The sequence below is a fragment of the Mycobacterium sp. genome, from assembly GCF_965229105.1.
In the GTDB taxonomy this organism is placed as follows: domain Bacteria; phylum Actinomycetota; class Actinomycetes; order Mycobacteriales; family Mycobacteriaceae; genus Mycobacterium.
This window is the reverse complement of record NZ_OZ245858.1, coordinates 3,667,839-3,693,559: the sequence shown is the minus strand read 5'-3', so window position 1 is coordinate 3,693,559 and position 25,721 is coordinate 3,667,839. Positions and strand designations below refer to the sequence as shown.

Sequence of the window (25,721 nt, the reverse complement as noted above, 5' to 3'; positions counted from 1 at the left end):
TCTTAGAGCCGGTCGGTGTCGCCCGGGCCCGGCATGACAGCGGCCCGCCAGGCCAGTGGATTGAGTTGTCGATAGGGGTCGACGGCGCGGATACGTTGCAGGTCGGCCAATGTCGTTTCCAAATCCGCCTGCACTCGGTCTTTGATGCTCGACACGTACTTGTCGACTGATGCACGTCCCCGTGCCCAGGTGTCGATCGGCTCGCCGAACCTCAGATACATCCGCTGCGGTCGCGGAATCAGTGTCGGCCCAATGCCTCTGGTGAGAGGAATGGCCATATCCGACCGACCGGTGAGACGGGTGGTGAGTTGACTGCTCAACCGGCCCCAGCGGCCATCGCGACGGGAGATGGCCGTATAGACGTCGTCACCGCCGATCAACCCGACGGTGACGATGGGATAGCGGTGCTCGACGGCCAACCGGGCGAAACCGTAGCGGTTGTCCCAGCGCAGTTTGTACTCCTCGCCCTTGAACTTGGCGATCTCGCGGCCGCCGCCGGGAAACACCAGGATCGTCTCGTTGTCCCGCATCAAGTCGGCGGCGGCTTCGGGTCGACCTATCACGGCACCATAAGCGGTCATCAGGTCAGCCTGTGGTCCGCGGATCCTCTCGAACTGACGATCCGCGAGCGCACGCACGCGGGTGCCGATCGCTCTGCGGACGAAGAAAGGGACCATCAGGATCTCAGCAGCCGAGAACGCAGTGTGGTTGCCCACCAACATAAATCGACCATCAGCCGGCAGGTGTTCTAATCCGTCGACATATGGGCGGCACAGGTCGACCACCGGGTCCAGCCGGTCGGCTGTGTCTCCGAGGATCTGGCGCCAGATCTTGACACTGCGTGTATCAGCCTCACGCACAGGGCTGTTCGGCATCATCATCTCCATTCGTGAAGCTACTGCGACGGTGGTCTGATTGCACGAAAAAGGGCGCGGTTGGACCCGAGCGACTATCGCTCGATGCCACGTGAAGGTTTGTCCGCATGGGAGTTAACTGGCTGTCCGATGAGATTGAGGACATCCTTCCGGCCATGTTGGAGAAATTGTGCGATGTCGGTCGCCGCCGCCCTGGCCTGCGCCGATGTCGCCCGCTCTGGCCCCAGCACCGCGGTTACGGTAGCCGCCATCACCGAGTAGGGGTCACCGCCGGCAGCCAACGCAATGGACTCTCGTACAGCTAGCTGAAATCCAGCGATCACAGCATTAAGGGCCACCATCTGAGCACCGACGTCCCAATCTGTCCTGGCCAGATCATTGCGTCGCCACGACGGCAGGACGGTACTCATCAGGGCGCCAGGCCCAAGCGCATCACGGAGCATCATGGTCCGTGGGTGAGCGGCGAGCATGCCGAGTAGCCCCTCGTCGTTGTCTTGTAGCGCTTTGACCAGGGTGCGTTCCCCCGTGCTTCGCAACAGATAGGGACAAAATCGCGACGGGCGAGCCAACTGAGAGTCAGCACTGAGCGCGTCGCTGACGCTGTCGGCCACGGCAAGGAAATCGCGCCCGATCAAGCCGAGCAGCAGGTCTTCCTTCGTGGCCCAGTACAGGTACACCGTGCCTTTACCGACGTGGGCCTTCTGTGCCACATCGGCCACGCTGAAGCCCCGACTGCCGTGCGCGAGCAGGAGGGCGTCGGCAGCTGCGAGGATGCGGGCCGCCCTTGGTGACCGGACCTCGGGAAGCTCAACCTGCGCCCCCTCCTGCTCCGTACGCTGTTCAACGTCGTTCACCACAACGACCTTAATGACCGTTTCAGTCGGTTGGTCATTTAGTGATCTAGATCACATCCGAACAAGCGCGAATACCACGCACGCGATGACAATTCCCACCGTGACCGCCATTGCCGCCCACTTGATCTGGTGGTGTCGCATCGCTGTCTCTTTCTAGACGAAGTTGAAGTGCTCAGTGTGGACGTGCTCCCCCGGCACCTGCATATCGCGAAGGGCATCTTCCATCGCATCCTGCAGGGCACCGGGACCGCAGATGAAGTACTGCAAGGAACGTCGGTTAGCGGGAAGCCCGCGACGGAGAGTTTCGGCGCCGATATATCCTCGCTCGCCGGTCCAATCACTCTGCGGGTCTGAAATCACATAGGAGACAATCAGTTCCGAGTTGACACTGAAGCGGTCGATCTCCTCGCGAAAGGCCGCCTGATTGATATCGTTGACTCCGTAGAACAAGTAACAGGGCCGCCGATCTCCACGGGCAGCGAGGGTCCGAAGCATACTCATGATCGGCGAGATGCCCACGCCCCCTGCGATAAAGACAAATCCGGGGCCCTGGTAACGGTCCGGGGAAAAGACGCCGTGCGGGCCATCGATGTAGGCGCGGGTGCCGGGCTGAAGTCGACTAACGGTTTCGGTGAAATCTCCAAGCGCCTTGATGCCCATCTGCACAGCGGACGAGTCATCGCCGTTGGAGGAGAACGAAAACGGATGCTGTGTCAGCGAGAACGGTGACCGATGGACCGACAGCCAGCCGAATTGACCTGGCGCAAAGGTGAAGCCCTGATGATTCAGCGGCTGGAAGGTGATGGTGCTGATCCCGCCACGCTCCTCGACCACCGACCTGACCGTCCACGGGTGCCGCATCCGGATGGCCGGCCTGATGATCCGCACCCAGAGGAAAACTCCCAAGACAGCTGCCGTCATCAGGATCCAGAGCCCACGCTTCCACGGCCGGTCAACGTAGTAGTTGATCAGCTCCACATGCACCAGCGCGGCGATGAGTGCCACTGCCGATGCGATGAGGTGGATCGCCTGCCACACCTCATAGGAAATGCGCAGGCGTGCCCTCCACACTGATGTCACGATCACCACAATCAGACACAGGATGGCCAAGCTGCCAAAACGCCCCGCCCACGGTGCTGTCCACGGGATCACCCGCTCGATATAGCTGGGGTCGACGAGCACCATCAACAAAACTGGATGGGCGAAGACGAACGCAGTTCCGGCGTATCCCATGTAGCGATGGAAGGCGACCAGTGCGTCTTCGCCGAATGGTGCAGCGACCGTTTTGATCCTTGCCACCAGGACCAACTGCAAACCCATCATCGACAGTCCGACAAAGCCGAGAGCGACGGCGAACTCACGCCAGAAGCCACGGCGTTCCTCGGCAACACCGATCGCCGCGAATACCAGCGGGCAGACCGCCACTGCCACGTAGAGGCCAAACCACATCGCACCTCGGACCGCGACCCGCACTAGCGGATCTCTCGCACCGGTGTCGGTACCTTCGCTGCACGTTGCACGATTCGGTCTATCACATCCAGATGTTTCAAACCCGATGTCTGCAAACGACCTCTACGAGTAATGTCCCCTTTTCGGGGGACAAACACACCGCGAGTCTTGTTGCGGGCAGTTATCGGCAGGAAGCCGTGGCTAGGGTGACTGTGTCGACAGCTGCACGGCCACAATGACTTCCATTGATCAGGGCATGCGGGCTGTGTTTCATTTAGCCAAAGGGGTAGACAGGTGAGACGACGTGCTTTCATCGCAAGTGGAGCCGGTGCAGTCGCAGGATTGACCGCCCTGGCAGGGTGTGCGAACTCTGCGCCGACGGACACCCCTCCTTCAACCCCCGCCTCCGACGACCAGATGGCTTCCGCAATAGCGAAGCTTCGCACCCAGTACCTTGCTCAATTCGATGCCGATTACGTCCAACACGCGATCCTGCCGTGGTATCTCAACACCGTCTCCGACGGTGAGCGCCCCGTGCTACCGATGATCGACGTCGCCCTGACCAAGGAAAATGCCCTGCCCTATGACCTGTGGGGTCTGCTGAGCGAGACGTGGGAGCCAGCCCCGGAAGAAGGTGTCACAGTGTTCCTCCAGGGCCTGGAGAAACGCGGACCCGACAACCGGCGCAAGCGGATCTATATGTCCGCGGTGACGCCTGACCTCTATCGGGGCATGTATCAGAAGAAGATTGTGGAGTTCTTTGACGGACTGTTCGCCGCAGGCAATTCAGGGAAGCCGTTGATGCGGATCTATCTCGATACGTTCTGGGATCTGTACTGGGACCTGCATTTGGGCGTCAAAGGTAAGGATCTCCCCGCCGAGGTGCGCCAGATCGGTGCGAGCTTCAATACGGTGCTCGCCTACCGTGACCCTACCCAGAAGGTCGTCTACGACAATTACATGATTGTGCGGAAGAACCTCGCCTTCCTGAAAACGTGGATCGACGACCGGCTCAAGGACATTCAGTCGGGTAAGACGCCGGAACCCGCGAAGACATTTGCGTGGTACTGGCTCAAAAACGGCGAAGAGAGCGAGTACTTCAACCACAAGGACGTGGTCTTCGAGTGCTTCCATAATTTCGTGGCCTTCAGTCAGTGGGGTAACAGTCTCTACAACGTCATGGCGAAGCTCGGCCAAGAAGGTGGCGACGAGCAGGCCAAGGCCGAGTTCCAGAAGACGATGTCCGGGCCGTTCGACAGCCCGGACGGCAGCGCCTTCCCTCCGCTGGAGCGCCTCGTCATGGAGCTGTTCCGCGTCATCTCGCCCAATGGTGGAAGCATCTCCGCGCTCGAAGAAACCCGGCCGCCGGCATTCGAGCGGCATGGGTACATCGTCAGTCCACACACGTCCACCAGCCTCGATCCGGTGCAGTGGGTGAACCCAACCGACTTCGACCCGTCTCGCTATGTCACAGCACCCACCAGCCAACAGGTCGACGAAGCACGCATCCGCCAAATGGGCCTGGCGCAATGTCCATTCGACCCGAAAGCGACGTTCGACGTCAAGGACGGACGCAAGGCATCGTTGCATAACAGCGCATTCGGCACGGTGTTCGGAGTCGTCGACGATCGTCCGATGCCCGTGTGCGACTACGCAGGCTTCGCGCCATTCGGCTTCGGCTACCGCCGCTGCCCTGGCGAGCAGCTCACCACCATGGCGTTCGAGGATCTGATCCGCAAGGTATGGAAGGACAAGCTCGAATTCGTCAAAGTCGCCGGAGGGGACGCGGAAAAACTGCCCATCGGGCCGGCGACGGTGATCGGCGACGATATCGGTTTCACTCGCTCGTCCTGAGCGCTCGCCCAGGTCAGGTCCGTTACCCTCACCCGAATGTGGGTGCGACGATGAGCAGCCAGATGGAGGAGCGCCATCGAATAGGCGTCGATCGGGCGCTGACGAACGCGGGGCTGTTCTGGGCAGCGGTGTCGCCGTCCATACAGTTTGTCCTGGTCACCGGCAATTCACACGACCTGAACCGGCCACTGGTGGTGGCGGTGGCCTTCGCCATCCACGCCGTCGTCTGGGTGCTCGCTGCATTCAGGCGGGTGTCCCCTCCTGCGCTGCTTGCCACGTGGGCGCTCATCGGTGTGGCGATCGCCGCTCAGGCGAGCGGATCTGTCACCGAGATATTGCGAGCGGCGCTGACCGTCGGCATCTCGGTATCAATCTTGGCCGGCCTGCTGTTGCGGCCGCGCGCGGCGGTCATCAGCAGCCTGACGATCAGCTTGGCTATCGCAACGTCGCTGTTTATCACGGTGAATGATGTGACCTCGTATACCTGGAGCTACCTGGTTCTACTGCCGGTGAACTCACTCGGGGCCGCATTCGCGGCGGTGGTGGCTGTCCGTGAGTTGCACTCCGTCGCAGCCGAAGCCGACCACCAGGCGCACGCCAGGTTGACGGCCGACCGAACTTTGGCTCGCCGGGAGCTTGAGGCAGAGGCGGGACGGCGGCGGGCACGATTACTGCACGACACCATCGTCAACACCTTGGGTGCTATCGCTACCGGCCGGATTGTCAGCGCTGACTCGGTAGTCGCACAGCGATGCGCCGACGACGTCCGGGCAGTGGATGATTCGCGGATGCGCCAGAACAGGACCACGGCGTCGGTGGATGACGTTCTCGTCCACGCGCGCGCGATGGGCGTCGAGCTCACCATGAGCAACGTCGACGAATTCCGCCGCTGCATTGCCGACCTGCCTGCGTGGCAGCGTCGAGAGATTCTCTCGACGATTCGGGAGATGGTCACAAACATCGCCAAGCACACACAAGTAGCGGTGGCAGCAGCCGAATATTGTTCGGCGAAAAGACAAGTCATTGTCAGTGATGCCGGAGCCGGTATGCCCGACATCATCCCGCTGCAGTCGGCAATGTCGGTTCGGGCTGAGGATGCCGGCACGCGTACCACCGTCGTGAGCACTCCCGGCCAGGGGACGGTCACCACTATCGAGATTCCGATACCGCGACCCGTCACACGATCAGATGTGTTCCAGAGAGCCTCCTTTCGGATGGCAGCGGGGATCGCCGCGGTGATGCTCACCGAATTTGCAGTGGTCATGCTGGTCACGACAACACTGCGAACCGGTTGGTCAGTTGGAGCGATCACCCCACCACTGACTGTCTGGCTCATTGTCGCTGCGGCCTTGGCGCTGGTGTTGCGCAATGCCGGTGGCACAGCCGGCCTGCCGATCGGCGCACGAGTGGCCGCCTACCTTGCGCTCATGGGCGGGATGGTGATTTTCGGGCTTTCGCACCCCGCGCAGTCAGCGTGCGGCGTTCACCCCAATCTTGGCTGGGGTGGAGATGCCGCAGCGACCATCTGCGCCGTCCTTGTCCTGCTCGATGGTCGAGTACGGGTCGTGCTGCCCGCCCTCGCGGTCATCGCGCTCGGATCGTTCATCGTGCTCCACCACGACGCCGGGCGTTGCGGCGGGTCAACCGTGGCTCTTCTGATCGCCGACGCCTTGGTGGTCGCCGCCTTCGCGGTGCTACGCCGACAGGTATTGAGGCTGTCCGATGCGGTCGCGACCCAGCTCGACGACGAAGTGCGCCGACGTGCTGCCCAGGAGCGGCTGGCGGCCGAAATCGCCATCCGCAGTGGCGGTTTCGACAATCTGATCGATGAGGCACGCGCTTTGCTGCTCAGGGTCTGCAGACAGCCACAACTTGTCGGCGATCAGGACGTCCGCGCAGCGGCGGCGCTGGAGGAGTCTTACTTGCGTGCACTTATCGGATTGCCCTACGAGTCTGGCGAAATCACCGAGGCGTTCGTCGAGATCGTGGATGCAGCGAAGCGCGCAAAAGTCATCGTCGAGGTCAACCTCGAGGAGGGCGCCCTCGACGCGGCGCGCGCGCGATCGGTCTCAGCGACAATCGTCGGCATCATCGCGGCATGCGATCCCGATGACGTGGTGTCCGTGGGGCTATTCCGCTCCAGTGGCCATAGCGAACTGATTCTGGTGGCACCCCCGCGTGCGATCGAGGCCGGAGGTGCTGTCATCGCAGCATCACCGTTGGCCGCAGAAGCAGATGTTACGTTGGCAAAATCCGATGGCCTCGTCGAGATCAGGTGGTGACCGTGACGCACATCGCGGTGGTCGATGACCACGTGCTGGTCCGAGAAGCACTTGCCGGTGTGGTGCGCGACCTTGGCCATCAGGTGACCACTGCCAGCACCATAGAGGCTGTCCTGCATCATGATCTGGACCTACTACTGCTCGATCTCGACCTTGACAACGGAGGCTTGGCCGACGAGCAGATCGTGGCCACGCTGACAGAGCGCGGCGTTGCGGTGCTCATCGTGTCGGCACTGGGCAGCCCGCGCCACGTCCGGCGGATGTTGGCCGCGGGTGTATCGGGCGTGGTCGCCAAAAGCGATAGTGTCAAAGAGCTCTGCGCCGCGGTGGACGCCGCACTCAATGGGCAGAAGTGGATGAGTCCCGTCCTCGCGAAGGCACTGGTCATCGACCACGACGCCGACCGGCCAAAACTGTCTGACAACGAACTGGAAGCGCTGAGGCTTTACGCATGCGGGCTGAAGCTGGACAGCGTTGCCCGGCGGATGGGGATCGCGCCCAGCACAGCCAAGCAATACATCGACCGGGTGCGCGACAAGTACGCCCAAGTGGGTCACCCGGCGCGCACCAAGTCCGAGTTGTACGCAGCCGGAGTCGAAGACGGTTTCATCACGAAGTAGGAATGCGCCGGGAGGACCGATTTGACCCCTGTTCGGGGGACATTCTTTGCCGACGCCAGCTTGCGACCGCGGTCCGTCCACCCATCCTGTCTACGCTGTAGGGCGTCATCAAAGTGTTTGGGGCACAAAGGCCTCGACGATTATGTGCGAAGGAGTACGTTCTGTGTGGGACACGTTCTGGCATTTCCTGAGGTCGACCGTGGTGATCTTCGCGTTCATCGCCTACCTGATCATCTTGTTCAATGTCCTGGCGGATCTGTTCTGGCGTGATCACAAGAGCTCGGGCTGGGCCAAGGCGATCTGGGTCTTCTTTCTCATCGTGCTGCCCTACCTCACCGCCCTGGTCTATCTGATAGCACGCGGCAAAGGCATGGCGGAGCGCGCTCAGGATTCGGCAGCCCGGGCCAAACAGGAAACCGACGCCTACATCAAGGCCGCCGCGGGCCGTTCTCCCGCACAGGACATCATCGACGCCAAAGCGCTTCTCTCGGAGGGCGCCATCACCGAGCAGGAATTTCACGCGCTGAAGGCGAAAGCGCTCAGCCAGTAGTGGCGGTCGGGTGTCCACCGAGGATGGTCGCCACCACCTCGCGAGCACAGTCACCGAACACCTCCGGTGACACGAGCGAAGTGTCGACGTTGACACACAGCCCTACCTGGCCGTCGTAGTCGATCGGTGAGGCCACCACGTGAGTCCCTGTCACCGGGGCGAACCCACTGAAGTCGACCACCCGGCATCCCCGCACCGCCATCACCGGCATGGTGACGAAGGACGTCACCAGGAGGTCCGTCATGGCGACACCGGGCGGTCCGGCCGGATCCCCTGCCGGTGCAGACATCCCGCTGGCGTACATCGTCTCCATCGATTTCTGCTCGCTTGCGGCGAGCTCCGCCGCCAGGAGTGTCGACAACGCATCCAGCCGGTCAACTCCTACCAGGTCTGCACTCACCGCGACGTTGGGCACGTGTAGCCCCATCGCCCCATTGCTCAACTCGTGCAGCTTCTCCGATGTCGTCGGCATCGTGGCGACCACCGCGTCGCGGGTCGTTCCCGTGCGCTGCCAGTATCGCAACATTGCGTCGGCAAGCAAGCTGACCGACAACACATCTGACGACACACCGTAACGAGCCGTCACGGTGTCCCAGACACGGCGCGTACCCAGGTGCAGCACCGACACGTGCTGTCGGCGACTGTTGAACGAAATTCCGCCCGGTTCTGCTTCTCCGCCAACCGATGCCGAAGCCTGCTGCGGCGCATCGACCCACACCGTGCCCTTGGCATCCACCCCGAACGCGCTTGCCAGCATGGCCAGCACCTCGGCGCCGTTGCCGACCGCGTGGTGCAGTCGCACCAGCAGCGCGCTACGGCCGCCGCGGATACCGGAGTAGGAAACCACCTGCCACAGTGGGCGATCCAACGGAAAGACCCGCTCCTGCAGCCTGCTGCACTGGTCGAAGACGACCGTAGGATCTGAGCCAGGAGGCAGGTCAACAAAGTCCAGTTGGCCTTCGGCATCGGTAGGGCACCACATTTCGCGACCCGATGCGTCCAGGGCGATTCGTTGCCTCAACCGCGGTGTGACGGCTTTGAGCTCCTCGACAGCCGCCCGGACGTCATCGGCGCTCAACGTTCCGTCGAGGATGAAGACGTAGGACACTGCGACGTTCATCCCCCGGCGCGTTTCCATATCGAGGAACATTCGCGCGGGCATCGCGATGGAGCGGTCAATGCTCACGGAGCGTGTCATTGCGTTACCTCATTCATCGACGGCGCCTGCTGGGGCCAGGGTTGAGGAAGGGGCCGTTGACGCACGCGCATCGGCCACCAGAACCAGCGCCCGAGCAACGTCGCCAGCGACGGCGTCATCAGGGACCGAACCACCAGGGTGTCAAAGAGCAGACCGAGACCAATGGTGGTGCCGACCTGGCCGATGATGATCAACTGGCTGATCGCCATGGAGCCCATGGTGAACGCGAAGACCAACCCTGCGGACGTCACCACCGCACCGGTGCCGACCATGGCGCGGATGACACCGGTGCGCAACCCGGCACCGATCTCCTCTTTCATTCTCGATACGAGCAACAGGTTGTAGTCCGCGCCGACGGCCAACAGGACGATCACCGACATGGGCAGCACCATCCAGTGCAACGGAATGCCGATGATGTGTTGCCAGAGCAGCACCGACAAGCCGAACGACGCGGCGAGGCTGAGAACCACGGTGCCGACGATGACCGCCGCGGCGACCACTGCCCTGGTCAGGACTGTCATGATGATGAAGATCAAGATGAGCGCTGCCACAGCGGCGATGATCAGGTCGTAGTTCGCACCCTCTTGCATGTCGGCATACATCGCGGCGCTGCCACCGAGATAGATCGACGAACCTTCGAGCGGCGTTCCCTTGATCGCATCTGCCGCCGCGATCTTCAGCGGCTCGATGCGGGCGGTGCCATCTTGGGTCAAGGGGTCACCCTGATGAATGATGGTGAACCGCACGGCATGTCCGTCAGGCGAGAGGAAAAGCTTGATACCCCGCTTGAAGTCGGCATTGTCGAACGCTTCCGGCGGCAGATAAAACGAGTCGTCATTTCTGGCTGCATCGAATGCCTGGCCCATGGCGGTGGAGTTGCCCTGCATCGCCATGGTCTGGTCCTGCTGAGCCTTCTGCGCTTGGTACTGGTTGAGCATCATCTGCTTTTGATCCTTCATCGACTGGATCATCGCTGGCATGACGGCGACCATTTGCGGCATCAGTTGAGCGAGTTTGTCAATGTCGGGTACGAGGTCTTGGAGGTCGTCGGACATCGTGGCGATGCCATCGAGGGCGTCGAAAACCGAACGCATCGACCAGCAAACCGGAATATCGAAACAGTGTGGCTCCCAGTACAGGTAGTTGCGGATCGGCCGGAGGAAGTCGTCGAAATTCGCCATGCTGTCGCGCAGTTGCTTGACATCGGTCACCGTCGTATTCATCTTCTTGGCCATGCTGGCGGTCACTTCGGCCATCTGCTGGGTGATGCCCTGCATTGTCGTCATCTGGTCGATAGTGACCTGCATGGCGTCGGCCTGTTTGAGGGTGTTCGCAATGATGGTCTGCTGATAGTCATTGTTCATCACCTGACCGGTGCCGTTTTGGCTGATCGAGTACGGAATCGTGCTGTGCTCGATCGGCTTTCCCTCAGGCCGGGTGATGGTCTGGACCTGGTCGATACCATGAACGCGCACAAGGGCTTTGGCAATCTTGTCGATGACGAGAAAGTCAGCCGGATTACGCAGATCGTGATCGGACTCGATCATCATCAGGTCAGGATTCATCTTGGCCTGGGAGAAATGCCGGTCGGCGGCCGCGTATCCGACGTTGGCCGCGACCGCGTCGGGAAGGTACACGCGGTCGTTGTAGATGGTGTGGTACCCGGGCAGCGCGAGCAGTCCGACCAACGATGTCGCGACAGCGCATACCAGGATCGCGCCCGGCCAGCGCACCGTCGCGGTGCCGACCCGATGCCACAGGCGAGACTGTGACACGCGCTTGGGCTCCAACACGTTGCCGAATCTGCTGACCACCGAGATCAACGCGGGACCCAAGGTCAGGGCAATGGCGACCACCACCGCCATGCCGACCGCCAAGGGGATGCCCATCGTCTGAAAGTAGGGCAGCCGGGTGAAGTGAAGACACAGAGTCGCACCGGCAATGGTGAGGCCCGACGCCAGGACAACGTGGGCCGTACCGTGAAACATCGTGTAATACGCAGACTCTCGGTCCTCACCGGTTCGGCGCGCCTCCTGATAGCGCCCGATGAGGAAGATGGCGTAGTCGGTGGCTGCCGCGATGGCCAAGGTCACCACCAAGTTGGTGGCGAATGTCGTCAGCCCGAAGACGTCGTGATAACCGAGAAAGGCCACGATGCCGCGGGCGCCGGTCAGCCCGAGGACAACCATCACCAGCACCACGAGGGTCGTCACCACAGACCGGTAGACCAGCAACAGCATGACGATGATGACGGCGAACGTGAGCAGTTCGATCGTCTTCATGCTCTCATCGCCCACGACGCTTTGATCAGCGGTCGTGGCGGCAGGCCCGGTGACGTAGGCCTTCACCCCTGGTGGAGCATCCTTGTCGCTGGCGATGTTCCGAACGGCTTGCACCGACTCATTGGCCAGGGTCTCGCCTTGGTCACCGGCTATGTACACCTGCACGTAGGCGGCCTTGCCATCGGCGCTTTGGGCGGCAGCCGCCGTGAAGGAATCCCCCCAGAAGTCCTGAACGTGCTGCACGTGTTTGGTGTCGGCACGTAAGTCTCGAACGATCCGGTCGTAGAACGCGTGAGCGTCGGCACCCAACGGCTGCTGACCTTCGAGCACAATCATCACCGAGCTACTGGTGGTGTACTCCTTGAACACCTCCCCGACTCGCTTCGTCGCGATCATCGACGGCGCGTCATTGGGGCTCATCGACACCGAACGCAACTTGCCGACGTCTTCTAGTTGCGGCACAACGGTATTGAGCACGGCGATGATCGCGATCCAGGCCAGGATGATCGGGATGGCGAAGGTGCGGATGAACTTCGGGATGCGTGCCTGGGCCCTGTGCCGGGCGACGGGAATGGCGTCGGTCGTGGCGTCGTCCACTGGTGCGCTCATGCGGACTTCACATAGCAGAAGGTTTCGGCATTCATGCCCGTGCTAGTCCTCTCGGCCTTGACGTCGTTATCGACGGTGACCCGGCAGGTGATGGCGTGCCCGTCGCTTTGGGCCAGGATGTTGGCGCTCGCCGAAGGCGAGGTGGTTGTCAACGTCAACGTCCACGGCAACACCGCGCTCTCGACGCGCTGTGGCTTGCCGTCGAGGTCTGTGTAGTTGATCACCGCCGTCGAGGCCGGTCCGAGCACCTCATAGGTCACCACCTTGGGATCGAAGTCGGCGGCACTCTCCGACCCTTTGGGCGTGACGACAACCGGATTGGCACCGAAGATCGAGCGGACGTTGCTGACCACTGCCGCCCCGGCCACCACCGCTACCACAATCAATAAGGGAAGCCACACGCGTGCAAGGACTTTGGTCAATGGATTGGCCCTTCACGGTTCTTGGCGGCCGCAGTCGGCGGTCGGCGGGGTACTGAGTAGTCAAGCTAACGATAAAAACGGATGAAGTCAATCCACTTATTTGTCGTCTTCGTTACACTTGGCCAGATGAGTACTCCGGCGCCAGGGCGGCCGCTGCGCAAAGACGCCGAGCGAAACCGGCAACGCATCCTCGCCGCAGCCCGGGACTTGTTCGCGCAACGAGGCGTGGAACCGAATCTGAACGACATCGCCCATCACGCAGGCGTCGGAGTGGGGACCGTCTATCGCCGGTTCGCAACGAAGGAAGAACTCATCGAGGCGATCTTCGAGGATGGTCTCGACCAGATCGCCGCCTTGGCGCAGACAGCACTACAGCACGACGATCCCTGGCACGGCTTTGCCTGGTTCGTGAACACGATGTGTGAGCTGACCGCCACCGACCGAGGATTGCGCGAGATAGCGTTCAGCAAATCGTATGCAGGCGCCCGCGTGGACGCCGCCCAGGAACGGCTCGGCCCGATCCTCACCAAAGTCGTTGAGCGAGCGCAGAATGACGGCAGCCTGCGTCAGGACGTGTCATTCACCGATATGCCCATCATCAGCCTGCTGGCGGGCACGGTCAGCGAATTCGCCGGCCACGTCGACCCGAGTTTGTGGCGCCGCTACGTGGCGATACTGCTGGACGGCATGCGCTCCCGCGATGACCAAACGCGACTGGAGGTACGCGCGCTGGACGAGGAGGGCCTGGATGCGGCGATGCGAACCTGGACGCCCGCAGGTGCCCCAGCCGACCACGGCGAGGCGCGGTGAGCTTGGGGTGTCAGACCATGCGTGGAACGTGCTCGTCGAGAATGCGACGGGTGCCAAGCTGCAGGGCTTCCAATACGGACACCACGTCGTCGACCGTGAGGTCGGCCAGCGGCCACGGCCCCACCACGAACACGTGATTCACCCCGGCGGTCAAACCCGCAAACGCCGGGTCCTCGGCGACCTCGAATCGCAGCTCCCAGCCGAGTCGGTTCCCCACCACCCGGGCCCGCCCGTTCAGCGACGCGATTTGATCAGCATTTAGCCCCGGTGTTGCCATCGTTGGCCCCTCCGATCCGACTGCCAAGACCCCTCGGCTCGACACGCAGATACGGACGACGCCAATACGCACGTATTGTTACGCGATACACCGATATTGTCCACTGCTGGCTAGCGTTGCCATGTGATCCCGTGGCCGCCTTCACCCGACGAGTCCACCAAGGACGTCCGGTCGAATGTGGAACGGATCCGCGATGCGGCGTTGCGGAGTTTCGCCCGGCACGGCACCGCGAGTACCTCGCTACGGCAAATTGCCAGCTCAGCTGGGGTGTCCATCGGATTGGTACAACACCACTTCGGCACCAAGGCCCGGCTGATCCAAGCTGTCGACGACCACGTCCTTGCGGTGCTGGGTGCCGGGCTGGCCGTGGATCTCGCTTCGACGCCCACAGATCCTGTGGGCGAGGTCGGCGACAAGGTGGTGAGCCTGATCATCCAGCACCCTGATGTCGTCGACTACGTCGCGCGTGTGTTGATCGACGGTAATCAGATTGGCGCGGTCATCTTCGACGGCCTGATAGCCATGGGTAGCGCCCGCTGGAAGCAGCGCGCCGAGCAGCAGCTGACCCGCCCCGACCTCGATCAGACGTGGGCCGCCCTCAATCCCGTGATCCTTGCACTCGGCGCGATCACCCTGCGTTCCCACATCGATCGGCATCTACCCGAATCTTTCGCCACCACAACCCAACTCAGGCGCTGGGAAGCCGCAGTCAATATGTTGATTCGCGAAGGTCAAATCCGGCCCACGCACGACAGCGAGCCACCGACCGAAGATCGCTAGCGCGCGACAAGGACCGAGCAGTAGCCATGGGACACGATGGGATGGCGATGCGGCCCGATGATGTGCCCCACCTGGTGAGCGTCTCGACTACTGATCACGGCGAGCTCAACCGATACTTCTACGTTTTCCGCGAGGAACCCGGCAATGCTGTTGCGGGTAGTCACCGCCGAGATGCGCAGCCCTGGATGGCCGTCCCGCCACACTTGCACCCTGCGGTCGAGTTCGTCATAGGGAGTAGCGCCGAAATCTTCCGACCACACCCCGACGGCCAAGATCGGAGCCTGACGCAACTCCGCCTCCGCGATCGCCCATTCGATCACCGTCTCGTCGAGTGCGGAACCGTCGATGGCTGCCACAATCCATTCGTGGTTTGCCAGCGGTTTCTGATGAGGTGAGCGGATCACCGCGGCCGGGCACAACGCCTGCGCAACAACGTCAGCGGCGGTTGAGCCCAGCACTGTGGCACTGACGGCACCTATTCCGGTGGAGCCGATGCACACCATCGCGGCCTCATGTGACTCCGCCACCAACGTCGCGCCGGGAGCTCCACAACACGCTTCGGTCTCGATCTTGACCGCCGGCGCGGCCGCCGCGACAGAAACGGAGGCCGCGCGCAGTGCTTCCGTGGCCTGCCTGCGGTCCTCCAATATCGAGCCATCCGTTCCCATCAGTCCACCGTCGACTGGTCTGACGTGGACAAGTCGCAATGGGACACTGCGGGCAACGGCCTCGGCGGCTGCCCACACCGCAGCATTGATGGCCGCCGCGGAACCGTCGATACCCACCACGATGGGCATAGCTTTCTCGCTGACGCCGGCCATGTCAGCGCACGGACGCTTCTTCTCCGGTGACCGACTCGATGTCGCCGGCTGTCGTGACGAAGAGCTGTCTGGTCAGATGTGTCAGCGCCCTCGCGACCGCCAACTCCTTGCCAACGCGCTTGGGGTATCGGTCGTCCGGGTCGAGGTCGGCCTCGCCAATGCCGACCAAATCGGTATGGCGCCAACGTAAATGGGCGACAGCCTCGGTATGGTCGTCATGTTCGTCGACCGTGATCTTCACGCGATACTTGGACTTGTCGCGATCGTGTCGGCTCATGTTGCTCCTCATACCTCGTAATACCTCATGCGGGGGCACTATCGACTGTGCGCGAACCGTCCGGCGAACACCAGGGCCATTGGTCCCCGATCAATGACCAGCGGGACAACTATGACGACCGAGCGACGATCACCGGCATCCGAGCGGCCTCCACCACCGCCGCACTCACCGATCCCAGTAACATTCCGGCGAACCCGCCTCGGCCATGGCTGCCCACGACCGTCAACTGCGCCGCCTCCGATGCCGCGAGCAAATGCTCTGCCGGATCACCAAAGATCAACTGGCGCTCCACCACCACATCCGGATAGCGCTCCTGCCAGCCCGCGAGACGCTCCGCCAACGCCCGCTCGCCTTCGCCGCGTTGTGCGTCCCAGTCCAGCCCGCCTCGCCAGCCGTAGAGTTCGTCGTCGGCCCAGGAATGCATCGCGGTCAGAGGCACCCCGCGACGAGACGCCTCGTCAAAAGCAATGGCGGTGGCCAGCTCTGACGCCGGGGACCCGTCGATGCCAAGTAGCACCGGCGCCTGGGCGGGCCTATCCATCAATGGATCCTCATCGTGGATCACCGCGACGGGACAATGAGCGTGATGGACCAGCCCCGAACTGACCGATCCCAGGAGCCGACGGCGCACTGCGCTCAATCCGCGGCTTCCCACCACCACCAAGGCCGCATCCTTGGTCACATCGACCAAAGTTGAGATGGTCGGCCCTACCAGGGATCTCACGTGGATATCGAGCGGATGGTCATCGCCGATGGCCTGGTGCGCAACGCTCTTTGCCTCGTCGAGAACCTTCGCGGCGTGCTTCTGGCGCCAGTCAGAGAAGCCTTCAAGCACGGCCGCCTCAGGCCACATGGCGATTGCGGGCGGCGGTATCACATGAACAACGGTCAATGGGACGTGATGCATGGCCGCCTCACGCGCGGCCCAATCGGTTGCCACTTTGCTCGGTGCTGACCCGTCGACCGCCACCACGATGCCGTCAAGGCCTGTCGAAGAAATCATTGCTCGCTCCTAGCTCTAGGTTTACTGAGACGTCGGGAGATCAGTGAGCAGCGCGCCCGCCGTCATTGCCGGCCAGAGAATCGAGATCGTGATCCCAACCGGCGTAGCGGGCCCTGTTGAAGGTGCGGTGCAGGCCATAGAGTCCGGTGGCCACCACACCGGCGACGACCATCCAGGACAGCACGGCCCAGCCAACTGCCTCGGTTCCGGCGCTGCCCACTGGGATCGGAGGCCGGCTCAGGGAGCCGCTCTCATCGGTCCAGATGTCGATCCGGTCGCCGGGGTGGACCATCGCCGGGGCCGAGACGGTGCCGACATGAACAGTGCCCGCAGCCGCCCAACGCGCCCGCACATGGAACGTCTGGGTGTACACCTGGGCATTCAAGGTGGCGTTCTCCAGAGCGGTCGCAGGCGTCTCATGGCGGTTCAGCGCCTGTTGCGCATACACCGCCGAACGAGAATCCTTCATAGCCGTCCCGAAGGCTGCGGCGATCGGCACCGCGGTGATGACGGCAATCACGGCAAGCGTGGCGGCGAAGGTTTCCCACCGATCGGTGCTGCGGACCAGCGGGTTCCGCCCGAGCAGCCGGACAAGCCAGCTGCGGCCCCAGTCGACGGTGAACATCTCCATGACTTCTCCTCCAGAAGCGGCTCAGCCACACGTGGCAAGGCCCATGCCCAGAGTTTCCTTGTTGGCGAGGCAGAATCCGAGGGCCGAAAGGCATCAAGCGACACGGGCGGAGGTCACCACTCGCGTACCGGCGACTAGTGGTGACTTTTGGGCGCGAACCCAGGACCAACGGCACCGTCGGGGACTCTGCGTTCGGCTTAACGTCCTGATATGGCCACGCGCGTCCGATCGCCGAAGGGAAGTCAACCGTGAAGTTCCCCGATTCAGCAGCACCGATCGTGGTCGGGATCGACGGCTCACAAGCCGCAATCGATGCGGCGCTCTGGGGCGCAGACCAAGCCGTGCTCCGCAACGTGCCGCTGCGATTGGTGCACGTTGTCGCAGTTGAGGACGAGGATAGCGATTTCGACGAAGACCTCGCGGAAGTGACCAGAGACTGGCCGGAGACCGAGTACGGCCGAAGCGCTCTGCGGGCCGCATCGGGGGTTGTCTCGGCCACTGGCAAGCCCATCCAGATCGACACCGAGATCTGCTGGGGCGACGCCGATTCGGTGTTGATCAAGGAATCGGACGCGGCGACGATGGTATGCGTCGGTTCGGTTGGCATCTCACCGCTGTGCGAGATGACCCTCGGTTCGACCGCCGTGGCCGTGGCCGAGCAAGCCCATTGCCCCGTTGCCGTCATTCGGACCAGCCACTCCAAGTCAGCCTCGGAACCGCCCTGGATCGTCGTCGTCGTCGACCACACCGCCGTGGACAACAAGCTTGTCGACTACGCACTCGGGGAAGCATCTTTGAGAGGCGCACCTGTTCTCGCTCTTGGTGTTTCGCCGAGCGACCACAGCGGCATCGGCGACGATGAGCTCAATCGTCTGGTCACGTCCTGGCGGGCGGACCATCCGAATGTGCGTATCTATCCGGTTACCACACCCACCGATACCATCGGATTCCTCGCTGAGCACCGCGACCTCTGCGTCCAGCTCGTGGTCATCGGAGCTGCCGAGGCAAAGCACGTGGCCAAGATCGTCGGCCCCCACCGGGACAAAGACGAGTCCCGGCCTTCGAGGTCGGTGCTTGTCGTCCGGTAAACCCCGTGGCACAGAGCCCCGCCATGCCAGCTGTGTGAGGACTTGCGGCGCCCGTTAGAGGACCAAAGCCTCCTCTGATGAGGCGGATCGAGGACCTACCGTCAGCCATGTGCGAGCCCCGCACGACCAATGAACCGAAGGACGACGATGTCCGACACACTCATTTCCCCACCCTCGAACTCCCGACCGACCAGGCCCAAGGCCGGCCTGAGTCTCGCGGCGCTGACCGCCATCGTCGTCGGCTCGATGATCGGCAGCGGAATTTTTGCCCTGCCCTCACAGATGGCCGCCAGCGCTGCGCCCGGTCCCCTGCTCATCGGTTGGGCCATCACCGGGGTCGGGATGCTGATGCTGGCCTTCGTCTTCCAGACACTTGCCACCCGCAAGCCCGATGTCGACGGCGGCGTCTACGGTTACGCCAGAGCAGGTTTCGGTAACTACATCGGGTTCACATCGGCCTTCGGATACTGGGTCTCGGCGTGGGTCGGCAATGTGGCCTATCTGGTTCTGTTGTTCTCGACTTTGGGTTACTTCTTCCCCCAGTTCGAATGCGGTGCAACGGTTCCCGCCATCATCGGGGCATCGGTTGTGTTGTGGATCGTGCACGCCATGACCCTTCGAGGTGTACAGACGGCCGCGTTGGTCAATGTCGTGGTGACCATCGCAAAGGTCGTTCCGATCCTGGTGTTCATTGCGATCGCCGCGGTCGGTTTCAAAGCCGGATTGTTCTCGGCTGACTTCTGGGGCAAGGCGGTACAGGTCGACGGCGCGCCCCTTGGCGACACTGTGTCGCAGGTCAAGAACATGATGCTGGTGACCGTCTGGGTGTTCATCGGCATCGAAGGCGCAGCCGTTTACTCCAAGCGCGCCGAAAGCCGCAAGGATGTCGGCCGGGCCACGGTGCTCGGCTTCGCCGGGGTGCTGGCGCTGCTGTTGTTGGTCAACCTCTTGTCGTATGGCCTGATGGCCCAGGCCGAGCTTGCCGGCGTTCCCGACCCGTCAATGGCGGGGGTCCTGGAAAGCGTTGTCGGCAGCTGGGGTTCGGCCTTCATCTCGATCGGCCTGGTCATCTCGCTGCTTGGCGCCCTGATCGCGTGGATCATGCTATGCGTCGAGATCCTGCGACTGCCCGCCCTGGAACACGTGATGCCCAAGGCGCTGGCCAAAGAGAACGCCCACGGCGCACCAGCCAACGCGCTATGGCTGACCAATCTGTGCGTCCAGGCCCTGCTGCTGTGGACGCTGGCCAACTCGAGCACCTACACGAATCTGGTGTACCTGGCGACATCACTGATCCTGCTGCCATATCTGTGGTCGGCGGCGTACCAGGTGCTGCTGGCCGTGCGCGGCGAGACGTACGACTCTGGCGGTGGTCGCACCCGCGACCTTGTCATCGGCGTGGTGGCGCTGGGTTATGCGGTGTGGCTGGTGTACGCCGGAGGCTGGCAGTACCTGTTGGTCGCGGCGGTGTTTTACCTCGTCGGCACCGCGCTGTACCTCTGGGCGCGCCGCGAGAGTCACCTGCCGTTCTTCACGAAGCCCGAATGGGGAGTCCTCGCCGTGGTGGCGCTGACATCTGTCCTGGCCGTCGTGTTGATGGTCACCGGAAACCTGTCCGTCCTGTGAACGCGACCGAATCCACGTTGGGTGTCTGGTCCGAGGCGGGTCGGCTGCGGCGGGTGATGGTGTGCGCGCCCGGTCTGGCCCATCAGCGACTGACCCCCGACAACTGTCACGAACTGCTCTTCGACGACGTGATCTGGCTGCAGCAGGCCCGCCGCGACCACTTCGACTTCGTCGCCAAGATGGTCGACCGCGGCGTCGAGGTCCTCGAACTCCAGGACCTGCTCGCCGACGTGGTGGCCAAGCCGGATGCCCGGGACTGGGTGTTGGACCGCAAGGTCACCGATGATCTGGTGGGACCGGGACTCACCCATGAGATTCGGGCGTGGTTGACGGAGCTGGCTCCAGACCGATTGGCGGAGTATCTGATTGGCGGTCTCGCCTATCAGGACGTGGTGGACGAGGTGGACAGCGGGTTCCTGTCGTTGTTCAACGAGTTGGACCCAGCGGGTTTCGTCATCCGTCCGCTGCCCAATACGCAGTTCATGCGCGACAATTCGGCGTGGATCTTCGGCGGGGTGACGCTGAACCCGATGTACTGGCCAGCACGGCGGCAGGAAACCCTGCTCACCACCGCTGTGTACAAGTTTCACCCGGCCTTCGCCGAGGAGAAGTACGACATTTGGCTGGGCGATCCCGAAGGTAATCCCACCGATCACGGCATGGCCAGCCTCGAGGGCGGCGATGTGATGCCGATTGGCAAGGGTTTGGTCGTCATCGGCATGGGCGAACGGTCCTCACATCAGGCCATCACTCAGGTGGCACGCAACCTGTTCGCGGCTGGGGCGGCGGACCGGGTGATCATCGCCAGCCTGCCGAAGACCCGTTCGGCGATGCACCTGGACACGGTGTTCACCTTCTGTGACCGCGACCTCGTCACAGCCTTCGCTCCCGTCGTCGATGGCATCGTGCCGATCAGCCTGCGGCCAGACCACAGCTCGCCATCCGGCCTTGACATCCGCCGCGAGCCCAAGGGACTGATCGAAACCATCGGCGACGCAGTGGGTGTCAACTTCCGCGTGGTCACCACAGCCGGCGACGTCTACGGCATCCAGCGCGAGCAGTGGGACGACGGCAACAACGTGGTCGCGCTCGAGCCGGGCGTGGTCATCGGCTACGACCGGAACACGCTGACCAACACCGCCCTGCGCAAGGCCGGCGTGGAGGTGGTGACCATCGACGCCAGCGAACTCGGCAGGGGCCGCGGTGGTGGTCGTTGTATGACCTGTCCGATTCTGCGCGATCCGCTCTACACCTAGATAGAGGACGAACCGCTCATGGCGTTCAACAACCGCAACCGCAGCCTGCTCAGTCTGGTCCACCACACCGACCGCGATCTGCATTACCTACTCGATCTGTCCCGAGACCTCAAGCGGGCCAAGTACTCCGGCATCACCAGAAACAGTCTCGCGGGTAAGAACATCGCGCTGATCTTCGAGAAGACCTCAACCCGGACCCGGTGTGCCTTCGAGGTCGCCGCGCACGACGAGGGCGCCCACGTGACCTATATCGATCCCACGTCGTCGCAGATCGGGCACAAGGAGTCGATGAAGGACACCGCCCGGGTTCTCGGCCGAATGTACGACGCGATCGAGTATCGAGGTGCGGGTCAGGAGATCGTCGAGGAACTCGCAGAGTACGCCGGGGTGCCGGTCTTCAACGGACTCACCGATGAGTTTCACCCGACCCAGATGCTGGCCGATGTTCTCACCATGACAGAACACAGCCCAAAGCCGTTGCACGATATTGCCTATGCATTCCTCGGCGACGGCCGCAACAACATGGCCAACTCATTGCTACTGGTGGGAGCCAAGCTCGGGATGGACGTCCGCATCGGCGCCCCCCGGGCGCTATGGCCGGCCGATGAGCACGTGGCGATGTGCCGGGAGTTCGCGGCCGCGTCCGGGGCACGGATCACCATCACCGATGACCCGAAGGAGGCGGTGGTCGGCGTCGACTTCATCCACACCGACGTGTGGGTCTCGATGGGCGAGCCGATGGAGGCGTGGGGGGAACGGGTCGACATGCTGCTGCCCTTCCAAGTCAACGCTGCGCTGATGGCCGCGGCGGACAATCCGCGGGTCAAGTTCATGCACTGTCTGCCCGCGTTTCACAACTCCGAGACCAAGATCGGTGCCCAGATCGCCGCGCAGTACCCGTTCCTCGCCAACGGCGTCGAGGTTACCGACGACGTCTTCGAAAGCCCCGCGAACATCGCCTTCGAACAGGCGGAGAACCGGATGCACACCATCAAGGCGGTCCTCGTGGCCGCGCTCAGCTGAACGGCACACCGACATGAGGATCGTCATCGCGCTGGGCGGCAACGCGCTGCTGCAGCGCGGGCAGCCAATGACAGCCGAGAACCAACGCGCCAACATCCGCGTGGCGGCCGAGCGCATCGCCTCGGTGAGCCCCGGCAACGAGATCGTCGTCGCGCATGGAAACGGACCGCAGGTGGGGTTGTTGGCGCTGCAGTCCGCCGCCTATCACGATCTGGGACACGGGGTGGCGCCGTATCCACTCGACGTGCTCGGTGCCCAGACAGAAGCAATGATCGGCTACGTGATCGAGCAGGAGCTCGGCAACCTGTTGCCCAGCGAGCAACCGCTGGCCACACTGTTGACCATGATCGAGGTGGACCGCGACGACCCGGCGTTCGACCATCCCACCAAGCCGATCGGCCCGGTGTACGACCGGCAGACCGCGGAGCGTCTCGCGGCCGCAGGCGGCTGGTCCATCGCACCCGATGGTGACACCTTCCGTCGTGTCGTGGCCAGCCCGAAACCGAAGCGTATCTTCGAGATTCGACCGATCCGCAGCCTGCTCGAACAGGGCGTGATCGTGATCTGCGCAGGCGGAGGCGGCATTCCGACCGCCTACGACGAGGACGGCAAGTTGCACGGCGTCGAAGCCGTCATCGACAAGGACCTTGCCTCGGCCCTGCTCGCCGAGCAACTCGACGCCGACCTGCTCGTCATCGCCACCGATGTCGACGGTGTCTACACCGATTGGGCAACGGCGAGCCAGCGCAAGCTGGGCCGGGTCACGACCGATGCGCTGGCAGGACTGGACCTGCCCGCCGGATCGATGGGCCCGAAAGTCCAAGCGGCATGCGGCTTTGCGGGGAACACCGGTAATGAGGCCGTCATCGGCTCGCTGACCGACATTGCCAGCATCGTCGAGGGTTGCGCGGGCACAAGGGTTCGAGTGCAGTGGTGAACGCGCAGATGCCGCTGACGTCCGCGCGGTGAGTGAGCGTCGCGGCCACACCAGCGAGCAATACCCAGGGCTGCTGTCACTGTGCCAGGAGACCGGACGGGGCGTGTTCGACGCAGGTGGCATGGTCATCGGTTACCTTGCAGATCTTTCCGTTGACCTCGACAGACAAGTGGGGCCGCCGCTCGTTGAGCGACTCCTGGTCAAGCGCCGACGCGCACCTGATCTGCTCCTGCCATGGGCGGTAGTCGCAGAATTCGCGCAGTCGGGCATCGTGCTGGCGGGTGACGTCGAGACCAGCTCCGCGCTGGGCCCGGCCGCCGAGGAGCTCGGGCGCAACGAAATCCTGCTGGCGCGGGACGTTCTGGACACCCAGATCGTCGATGTCGCGGGCCTGCGGCTGGCCAGAGTCGCAGATATCGCGTTGTCGAAAGCGTCGAATGGCACGCTCGAGGTAATCGGTGTCGAGGTTGGCTTCGACGCGATACTGCGCAGACTGAAGCTGCCCTACCTTGCGGCCCGCGTCCGCAGAGATGTGGTCGCATGGACCGACCTGCACCTGACCTCCGAGCGGGGACACACGATACAGCTGGCCACACCTCGATCCGCTGTGCATCATCTCGATGCGGTGCAACTCGCCGCATTGGTCGACCGGCTCGACGTCGACACAGCTGCCGAGGTTCTCGCCGTGGCAGCGCCCGACCTGGCGGCCGGCGCGATCGACATCGCGGACCCCGCCGTCGGGGAGCGGGTTTTGCGCGCATCGTCCGGGGCGGATACCAGTGAGATCCTCGCCGCGATGCCCGCTGGCCACGCCACCCGGTGGCACGCGCGGCTGGCGCGTACACCGGCGTATCTGGGACGTCACTTCCTGCGCTCACGGGTGTGGCCCCGACACCACCGCACGAGGTCTGGATATCGGTCATGAGCGGTACCCGGTCGAGGCGACTCACCATCGGGGCGCTGCTCGCAGTGGTCGGGCCTGGGTTGCTCGCCGGATTGTCCGATGATGACCCGGCCGGCATCACGACGTACTCAGTCCTGGGTGCAGATCACGGATATCAGTTGTTATGGGTGTTGCTGCTGTCCACCGTCGCACTGATCCTGTTCCATGGCCTTGCCGCGCGAATGGGAGTCGTCACAGGGCAAGGGCTTATCGGTCTGGTGCGACAGCGCTACGGGGTGCGTATCGGGGGTGCCACGCTGACCGCGCTCGTTATCGCCAACGTCGGCACCACCTGCGCCGAGTTCGCCGGAATTGCTGCCGGCTCTGAGCTTTTCGGCATCAGCCGCTACATCAGCGTGCCACTGGCGGCACTGGTCGTCACGGCGCTGGTCCTGCGGAGCAGCTTCCATCGTGTCGAGCACTTCCTCTTGGCTCTGTCGACGGTGTTTCTGGCCTACGTCGTCTCCGGGGTGCTGGCCCATCCGGATTGGGGGGCGGCGTTTCACGGCTTGTTGGTGCCGACTCTGCCCAGCAACAGTGCGGCGATCACCATCGTGACTGCGACTGTCGGCACCACGTTGGCCCCGTGGGGCCTGTCGTTCATTCAGTCCTACGCGGTCGACAAGAAACTGCGCACTGAGGATTTGGGCCTGGAACGAGTCGATGTGGTCACAGGCGCAGCGCTTACCGGCATCATCGGCTTCTTTGTCGTCGTGGCTTGCGCAGCAACTCTGCACCGCAGCGGTCGCTCGATCCAGGATGCGTCAGATGCTGCGGTCGCCCTGGAACCGCTTGCCGGCGGCGCGGCCTCGACGCTGTTTGCCGTCGGGTTGATCGGCGCGGCACTGCTGGCAGCGTCCATCCTCCCGTTGTCGACGGCGTACTCGGTCTGCGAGTACGCCGGAATTGAAGCAGCAGTCAATGATTCGTTCGCCGAGGCGAAGACGTTTTATGTGACTTTCGGGTTGGTCACCGTCGCCAGCGCGACCGCGGTGCTGACCCCGACGGTACCGTTGGTCACCATTCTGGTGGCTACTCAGGTACTCAACGCCGTGCTCCTGGTGCCGCTTCTGTGCGCGATGATCGGGATTGCCCGCGACCGTGACCTGATGGGCCGCTACACGATTGGCTGGTGCAGCACCGCCGCTTACAGCATCACCACTGCCGTGGTGGTGTTATGCGTCGTCGCATTGGCGGTCACCTCGCTGAGCGGGTGACGGATCCGCGACTGCTCATAACGCCGGTTCGACCCGA

24 protein-coding genes are annotated in these 25,721 nt (G+C 63.0%); 13 read left to right on the top strand and 11 right to left on the bottom strand.

What is annotated here, in order from left to right:
- Positions 1-2: 2 nt before the first annotated feature.
- From ADBZ9O_RS17280 to ADBZ9O_RS17270, 3 genes are all read right to left on the bottom strand, one after another.
- Positions 3-881, bottom strand: a complete 879-nt coding sequence (locus tag ADBZ9O_RS17280; protein ID WP_526523920.1) for a lysophospholipid acyltransferase family protein — start codon at positions 879-881, stop codon at positions 3-5.
- 68 nt (positions 882-949) lie between these two features.
- Positions 950-1,729, bottom strand: a complete 780-nt coding sequence (locus ADBZ9O_RS17275; protein ID WP_526523918.1) for a TetR/AcrR family transcriptional regulator — start codon at positions 1,727-1,729, stop codon at positions 950-952.
- 153 nt (positions 1,730-1,882) lie between these two features.
- Positions 1,883-3,178, bottom strand: coding sequence for a ferredoxin reductase family protein (locus ADBZ9O_RS17270; protein ID WP_526523916.1), 1,296 nt, complete (start codon positions 3,176-3,178; stop codon positions 1,883-1,885).
- Positions 3,179-3,595: 417 nt separating this feature from the next.
- On the opposite strand from ADBZ9O_RS17270, the gene ADBZ9O_RS17265 reads away from it, so the two are divergent.
- From ADBZ9O_RS17265 to ADBZ9O_RS17250, 4 genes are all read left to right on the top strand, one after another.
- Entirely contained in the window at positions 3,596-5,032 is a 1,437-nt protein-coding gene (locus ADBZ9O_RS17265; RefSeq protein WP_526523914.1) for a hypothetical protein, read from the top strand.
- A 50-nt stretch (positions 5,033-5,082) separates the two neighbouring features.
- Positions 5,083-7,314: a hypothetical protein gene (locus ADBZ9O_RS17260; protein WP_526523912.1), complete on the top strand. Its 2,232-nt coding sequence runs from the start codon at positions 5,083-5,085 to the stop codon at positions 7,312-7,314.
- A gap of 2 nt (positions 7,315-7,316) precedes the next feature.
- Positions 7,317-7,934, top strand: a complete 618-nt coding sequence (locus ADBZ9O_RS17255) for a helix-turn-helix transcriptional regulator (RefSeq protein ID WP_526523910.1) — start codon at positions 7,317-7,319, stop codon at positions 7,932-7,934.
- Between the two features lie 163 nt (positions 7,935-8,097).
- A complete protein-coding gene (locus ADBZ9O_RS17250; protein WP_526523908.1) occupies positions 8,098-8,484 on the top strand; it encodes a hypothetical protein in 387 nt (128 codons plus the stop codon).
- Here ADBZ9O_RS17250 and ADBZ9O_RS17245 read toward each other — a convergent pair.
- Genes ADBZ9O_RS17245 through ADBZ9O_RS17235 form a run of 3 tightly spaced genes read right to left on the bottom strand, consistent with a single transcriptional unit; the run spans position 8,474 to position 12,995 of the window.
- Positions 8,474-9,682 carry a wax ester/triacylglycerol synthase domain-containing protein gene (locus ADBZ9O_RS17245; protein WP_526523906.1) on the bottom strand — a complete coding sequence of 403 codons (1,209 nt, stop codon included), beginning with the start codon at positions 9,680-9,682 and terminating at the stop codon, positions 8,474-8,476. The two genes, ADBZ9O_RS17250 and ADBZ9O_RS17245, sit on opposite strands and share 11 nt — an antisense overlap.
- On the bottom strand, positions 9,679-12,573 hold the full coding sequence (locus ADBZ9O_RS17240) for an MMPL/RND family transporter (RefSeq protein WP_526523904.1): 2,895 nt from the start codon (positions 12,571-12,573) through the stop codon (positions 9,679-9,681). The genes ADBZ9O_RS17245 and ADBZ9O_RS17240 overlap by 4 nt, the downstream gene beginning before the upstream one ends.
- Entirely contained in the window at positions 12,570-12,995 is a 426-nt protein-coding gene (locus tag ADBZ9O_RS17235; protein WP_526523902.1) for an MmpS family transport accessory protein, read from the bottom strand. The genes ADBZ9O_RS17240 and ADBZ9O_RS17235 overlap by 4 nt, the downstream gene beginning before the upstream one ends.
- Positions 12,996-13,121: 126 nt before the next feature.
- On the opposite strand from ADBZ9O_RS17235, the gene ADBZ9O_RS17230 reads away from it, so the two are divergent.
- Complete coding sequence (locus tag ADBZ9O_RS17230) at positions 13,122-13,805, top strand: TetR/AcrR family transcriptional regulator (RefSeq protein ID WP_526523900.1); 684 nt, start codon at positions 13,122-13,124, stop codon at positions 13,803-13,805.
- A 10-nt stretch (positions 13,806-13,815) separates the two neighbouring features.
- On the opposite strand, the gene ADBZ9O_RS17225 is transcribed toward ADBZ9O_RS17230, so the two are convergent.
- Positions 13,816-14,082: a hypothetical protein gene (locus ADBZ9O_RS17225; protein ID WP_526523898.1), complete on the bottom strand. Its 267-nt coding sequence runs from the start codon at positions 14,080-14,082 to the stop codon at positions 13,816-13,818.
- 123 nt (positions 14,083-14,205) lie between these two features.
- Between ADBZ9O_RS17225 and ADBZ9O_RS17220 the strand changes: the two genes are divergently transcribed.
- Positions 14,206-14,862, top strand: a complete 657-nt coding sequence (locus ADBZ9O_RS17220) for a TetR/AcrR family transcriptional regulator (RefSeq protein ID WP_526523896.1) — start codon at positions 14,206-14,208, stop codon at positions 14,860-14,862.
- Here the strand turns inward: ADBZ9O_RS17220 and ADBZ9O_RS17215 are convergent.
- From ADBZ9O_RS17215 to ADBZ9O_RS17200, 4 genes are all read right to left on the bottom strand, one after another.
- Positions 14,859-15,659, bottom strand: a complete 801-nt coding sequence (locus tag ADBZ9O_RS17215) for a universal stress protein (protein WP_526523894.1) — start codon at positions 15,657-15,659, stop codon at positions 14,859-14,861. The two genes, ADBZ9O_RS17220 and ADBZ9O_RS17215, sit on opposite strands and share 4 nt — an antisense overlap.
- Before the next feature lie 25 nt (positions 15,660-15,684).
- Complete coding sequence (locus ADBZ9O_RS17210) at positions 15,685-15,960, bottom strand: dsRBD fold-containing protein (RefSeq protein WP_526523893.1); 276 nt, start codon at positions 15,958-15,960, stop codon at positions 15,685-15,687.
- Positions 15,961-16,069: 109 nt separating this feature from the next.
- Entirely contained in the window at positions 16,070-16,963 is an 894-nt protein-coding gene (locus ADBZ9O_RS17205) for a universal stress protein (RefSeq protein WP_526523891.1), read from the bottom strand.
- A gap of 40 nt (positions 16,964-17,003) precedes the next feature.
- Positions 17,004-17,594 carry an Rv1733c family protein gene (locus ADBZ9O_RS17200; protein ID WP_526523889.1) on the bottom strand — a complete coding sequence of 197 codons (591 nt, stop codon included), beginning with the start codon at positions 17,592-17,594 and terminating at the stop codon, positions 17,004-17,006.
- A gap of 248 nt (positions 17,595-17,842) precedes the next feature.
- Between ADBZ9O_RS17200 and ADBZ9O_RS17195 the strand changes: the two genes are divergently transcribed.
- From ADBZ9O_RS17195 to ADBZ9O_RS17165, 7 genes are all read left to right on the top strand, one after another.
- The gene (locus ADBZ9O_RS17195) at positions 17,843-18,682 is read left to right on the top strand and encodes a universal stress protein (protein ID WP_526523887.1); all 840 of its coding nucleotides are present in this window, start codon (positions 17,843-17,845) and stop codon (positions 18,680-18,682) included.
- 147 nt (positions 18,683-18,829) lie between these two features.
- Complete coding sequence (arcD, locus tag ADBZ9O_RS17190; protein WP_526523885.1) at positions 18,830-20,308, top strand: arginine-ornithine antiporter; 1,479 nt, start codon at positions 18,830-18,832, stop codon at positions 20,306-20,308.
- Between the two features lie 56 nt (positions 20,309-20,364).
- Positions 20,365-21,564 carry an arginine deiminase gene (locus ADBZ9O_RS17185; protein ID WP_526533240.1) on the top strand — a complete coding sequence of 400 codons (1,200 nt, stop codon included), beginning with the start codon at positions 20,365-20,367 and terminating at the stop codon, positions 21,562-21,564.
- Between the two features lie 18 nt (positions 21,565-21,582).
- Complete coding sequence (locus ADBZ9O_RS17180; protein WP_526523883.1) at positions 21,583-22,587, top strand: ornithine carbamoyltransferase; 1,005 nt, start codon at positions 21,583-21,585, stop codon at positions 22,585-22,587.
- Positions 22,588-22,600: 13 nt separating this feature from the next.
- Complete coding sequence (gene arcC, locus ADBZ9O_RS17175; protein WP_526523881.1) at positions 22,601-23,524, top strand: carbamate kinase; 924 nt, start codon at positions 22,601-22,603, stop codon at positions 23,522-23,524.
- A 28-nt stretch (positions 23,525-23,552) separates the two neighbouring features.
- Entirely contained in the window at positions 23,553-24,449 is an 897-nt protein-coding gene (locus ADBZ9O_RS17170; RefSeq protein WP_526523879.1) for a magnesium transporter, read from the top strand.
- A complete protein-coding gene (locus ADBZ9O_RS17165; protein ID WP_526523877.1) occupies positions 24,446-25,684 on the top strand; it encodes an NRAMP family divalent metal transporter in 1,239 nt (412 codons plus the stop codon). The genes ADBZ9O_RS17170 and ADBZ9O_RS17165 overlap by 4 nt, the downstream gene beginning before the upstream one ends.
- Positions 25,685-25,721: the final 37 nt, after the last annotated feature.

Bases quoted from the DNA above. Each gene is read 5' to 3' on its own strand.
- ADBZ9O_RS17280 (WP_526523920.1), bottom strand. From the start codon at position 881: ATGATGATGCCGAACAGCCCTGTGCGTGAGGCTGATACACGCAGTGTC.
- ADBZ9O_RS17270 (WP_526523916.1), bottom strand. From the start codon at position 3,178: ATGTGGTTTGGCCTCTACGTGGCAGTGGCGGTCTGCCCGCTGGTATTC.
- ADBZ9O_RS17265 (WP_526523914.1), top strand. From the start codon at position 3,596: ATGGCTTCCGCAATAGCGAAGCTTCGCACCCAGTACCTTGCTCAATTC.
- ADBZ9O_RS17260 (WP_526523912.1), top strand. From the start codon at position 5,083: ATGAGCAGCCAGATGGAGGAGCGCCATCGAATAGGCGTCGATCGGGCG.
- ADBZ9O_RS17245 (WP_526523906.1), bottom strand. From the start codon at position 9,682: ATGACACGCTCCGTGAGCATTGACCGCTCCATCGCGATGCCCGCGCGA.
- ADBZ9O_RS17240 (WP_526523904.1), bottom strand. From the start codon at position 12,573: ATGAGCGCACCAGTGGACGACGCCACGACCGACGCCATTCCCGTCGCC.
- ADBZ9O_RS17230 (WP_526523900.1), top strand. From the start codon at position 13,122: ATGAGTACTCCGGCGCCAGGGCGGCCGCTGCGCAAAGACGCCGAGCGA.
- ADBZ9O_RS17225 (WP_526523898.1), bottom strand. From the start codon at position 14,082: ATGGCAACACCGGGGCTAAATGCTGATCAAATCGCGTCGCTGAACGGG.
- ADBZ9O_RS17215 (WP_526523894.1), bottom strand. From the start codon at position 15,659: ATGCCCATCGTGGTGGGTATCGACGGTTCCGCGGCGGCCATCAATGCT.
- ADBZ9O_RS17210 (WP_526523893.1), bottom strand. From the start codon at position 15,960: ATGAGCCGACACGATCGCGACAAGTCCAAGTATCGCGTGAAGATCACG.
- ADBZ9O_RS17205 (WP_526523891.1), bottom strand. From the start codon at position 16,963: ATGATTTCTTCGACAGGCCTTGACGGCATCGTGGTGGCGGTCGACGGG.
- ADBZ9O_RS17200 (WP_526523889.1), bottom strand. From the start codon at position 17,594: ATGGAGATGTTCACCGTCGACTGGGGCCGCAGCTGGCTTGTCCGGCTG.
- arcD (WP_526523885.1), top strand. From the start codon at position 18,830: ATGTCCGACACACTCATTTCCCCACCCTCGAACTCCCGACCGACCAGG.
- ADBZ9O_RS17185 (WP_526533240.1), top strand. From the start codon at position 20,365: ATGGTGTGCGCGCCCGGTCTGGCCCATCAGCGACTGACCCCCGACAAC.
- ADBZ9O_RS17180 (WP_526523883.1), top strand. From the start codon at position 21,583: ATGGCGTTCAACAACCGCAACCGCAGCCTGCTCAGTCTGGTCCACCAC.
- arcC (WP_526523881.1), top strand. From the start codon at position 22,601: ATGAGGATCGTCATCGCGCTGGGCGGCAACGCGCTGCTGCAGCGCGGG.
- ADBZ9O_RS17165 (WP_526523877.1), top strand. From the start codon at position 24,446: ATGAGCGGTACCCGGTCGAGGCGACTCACCATCGGGGCGCTGCTCGCA.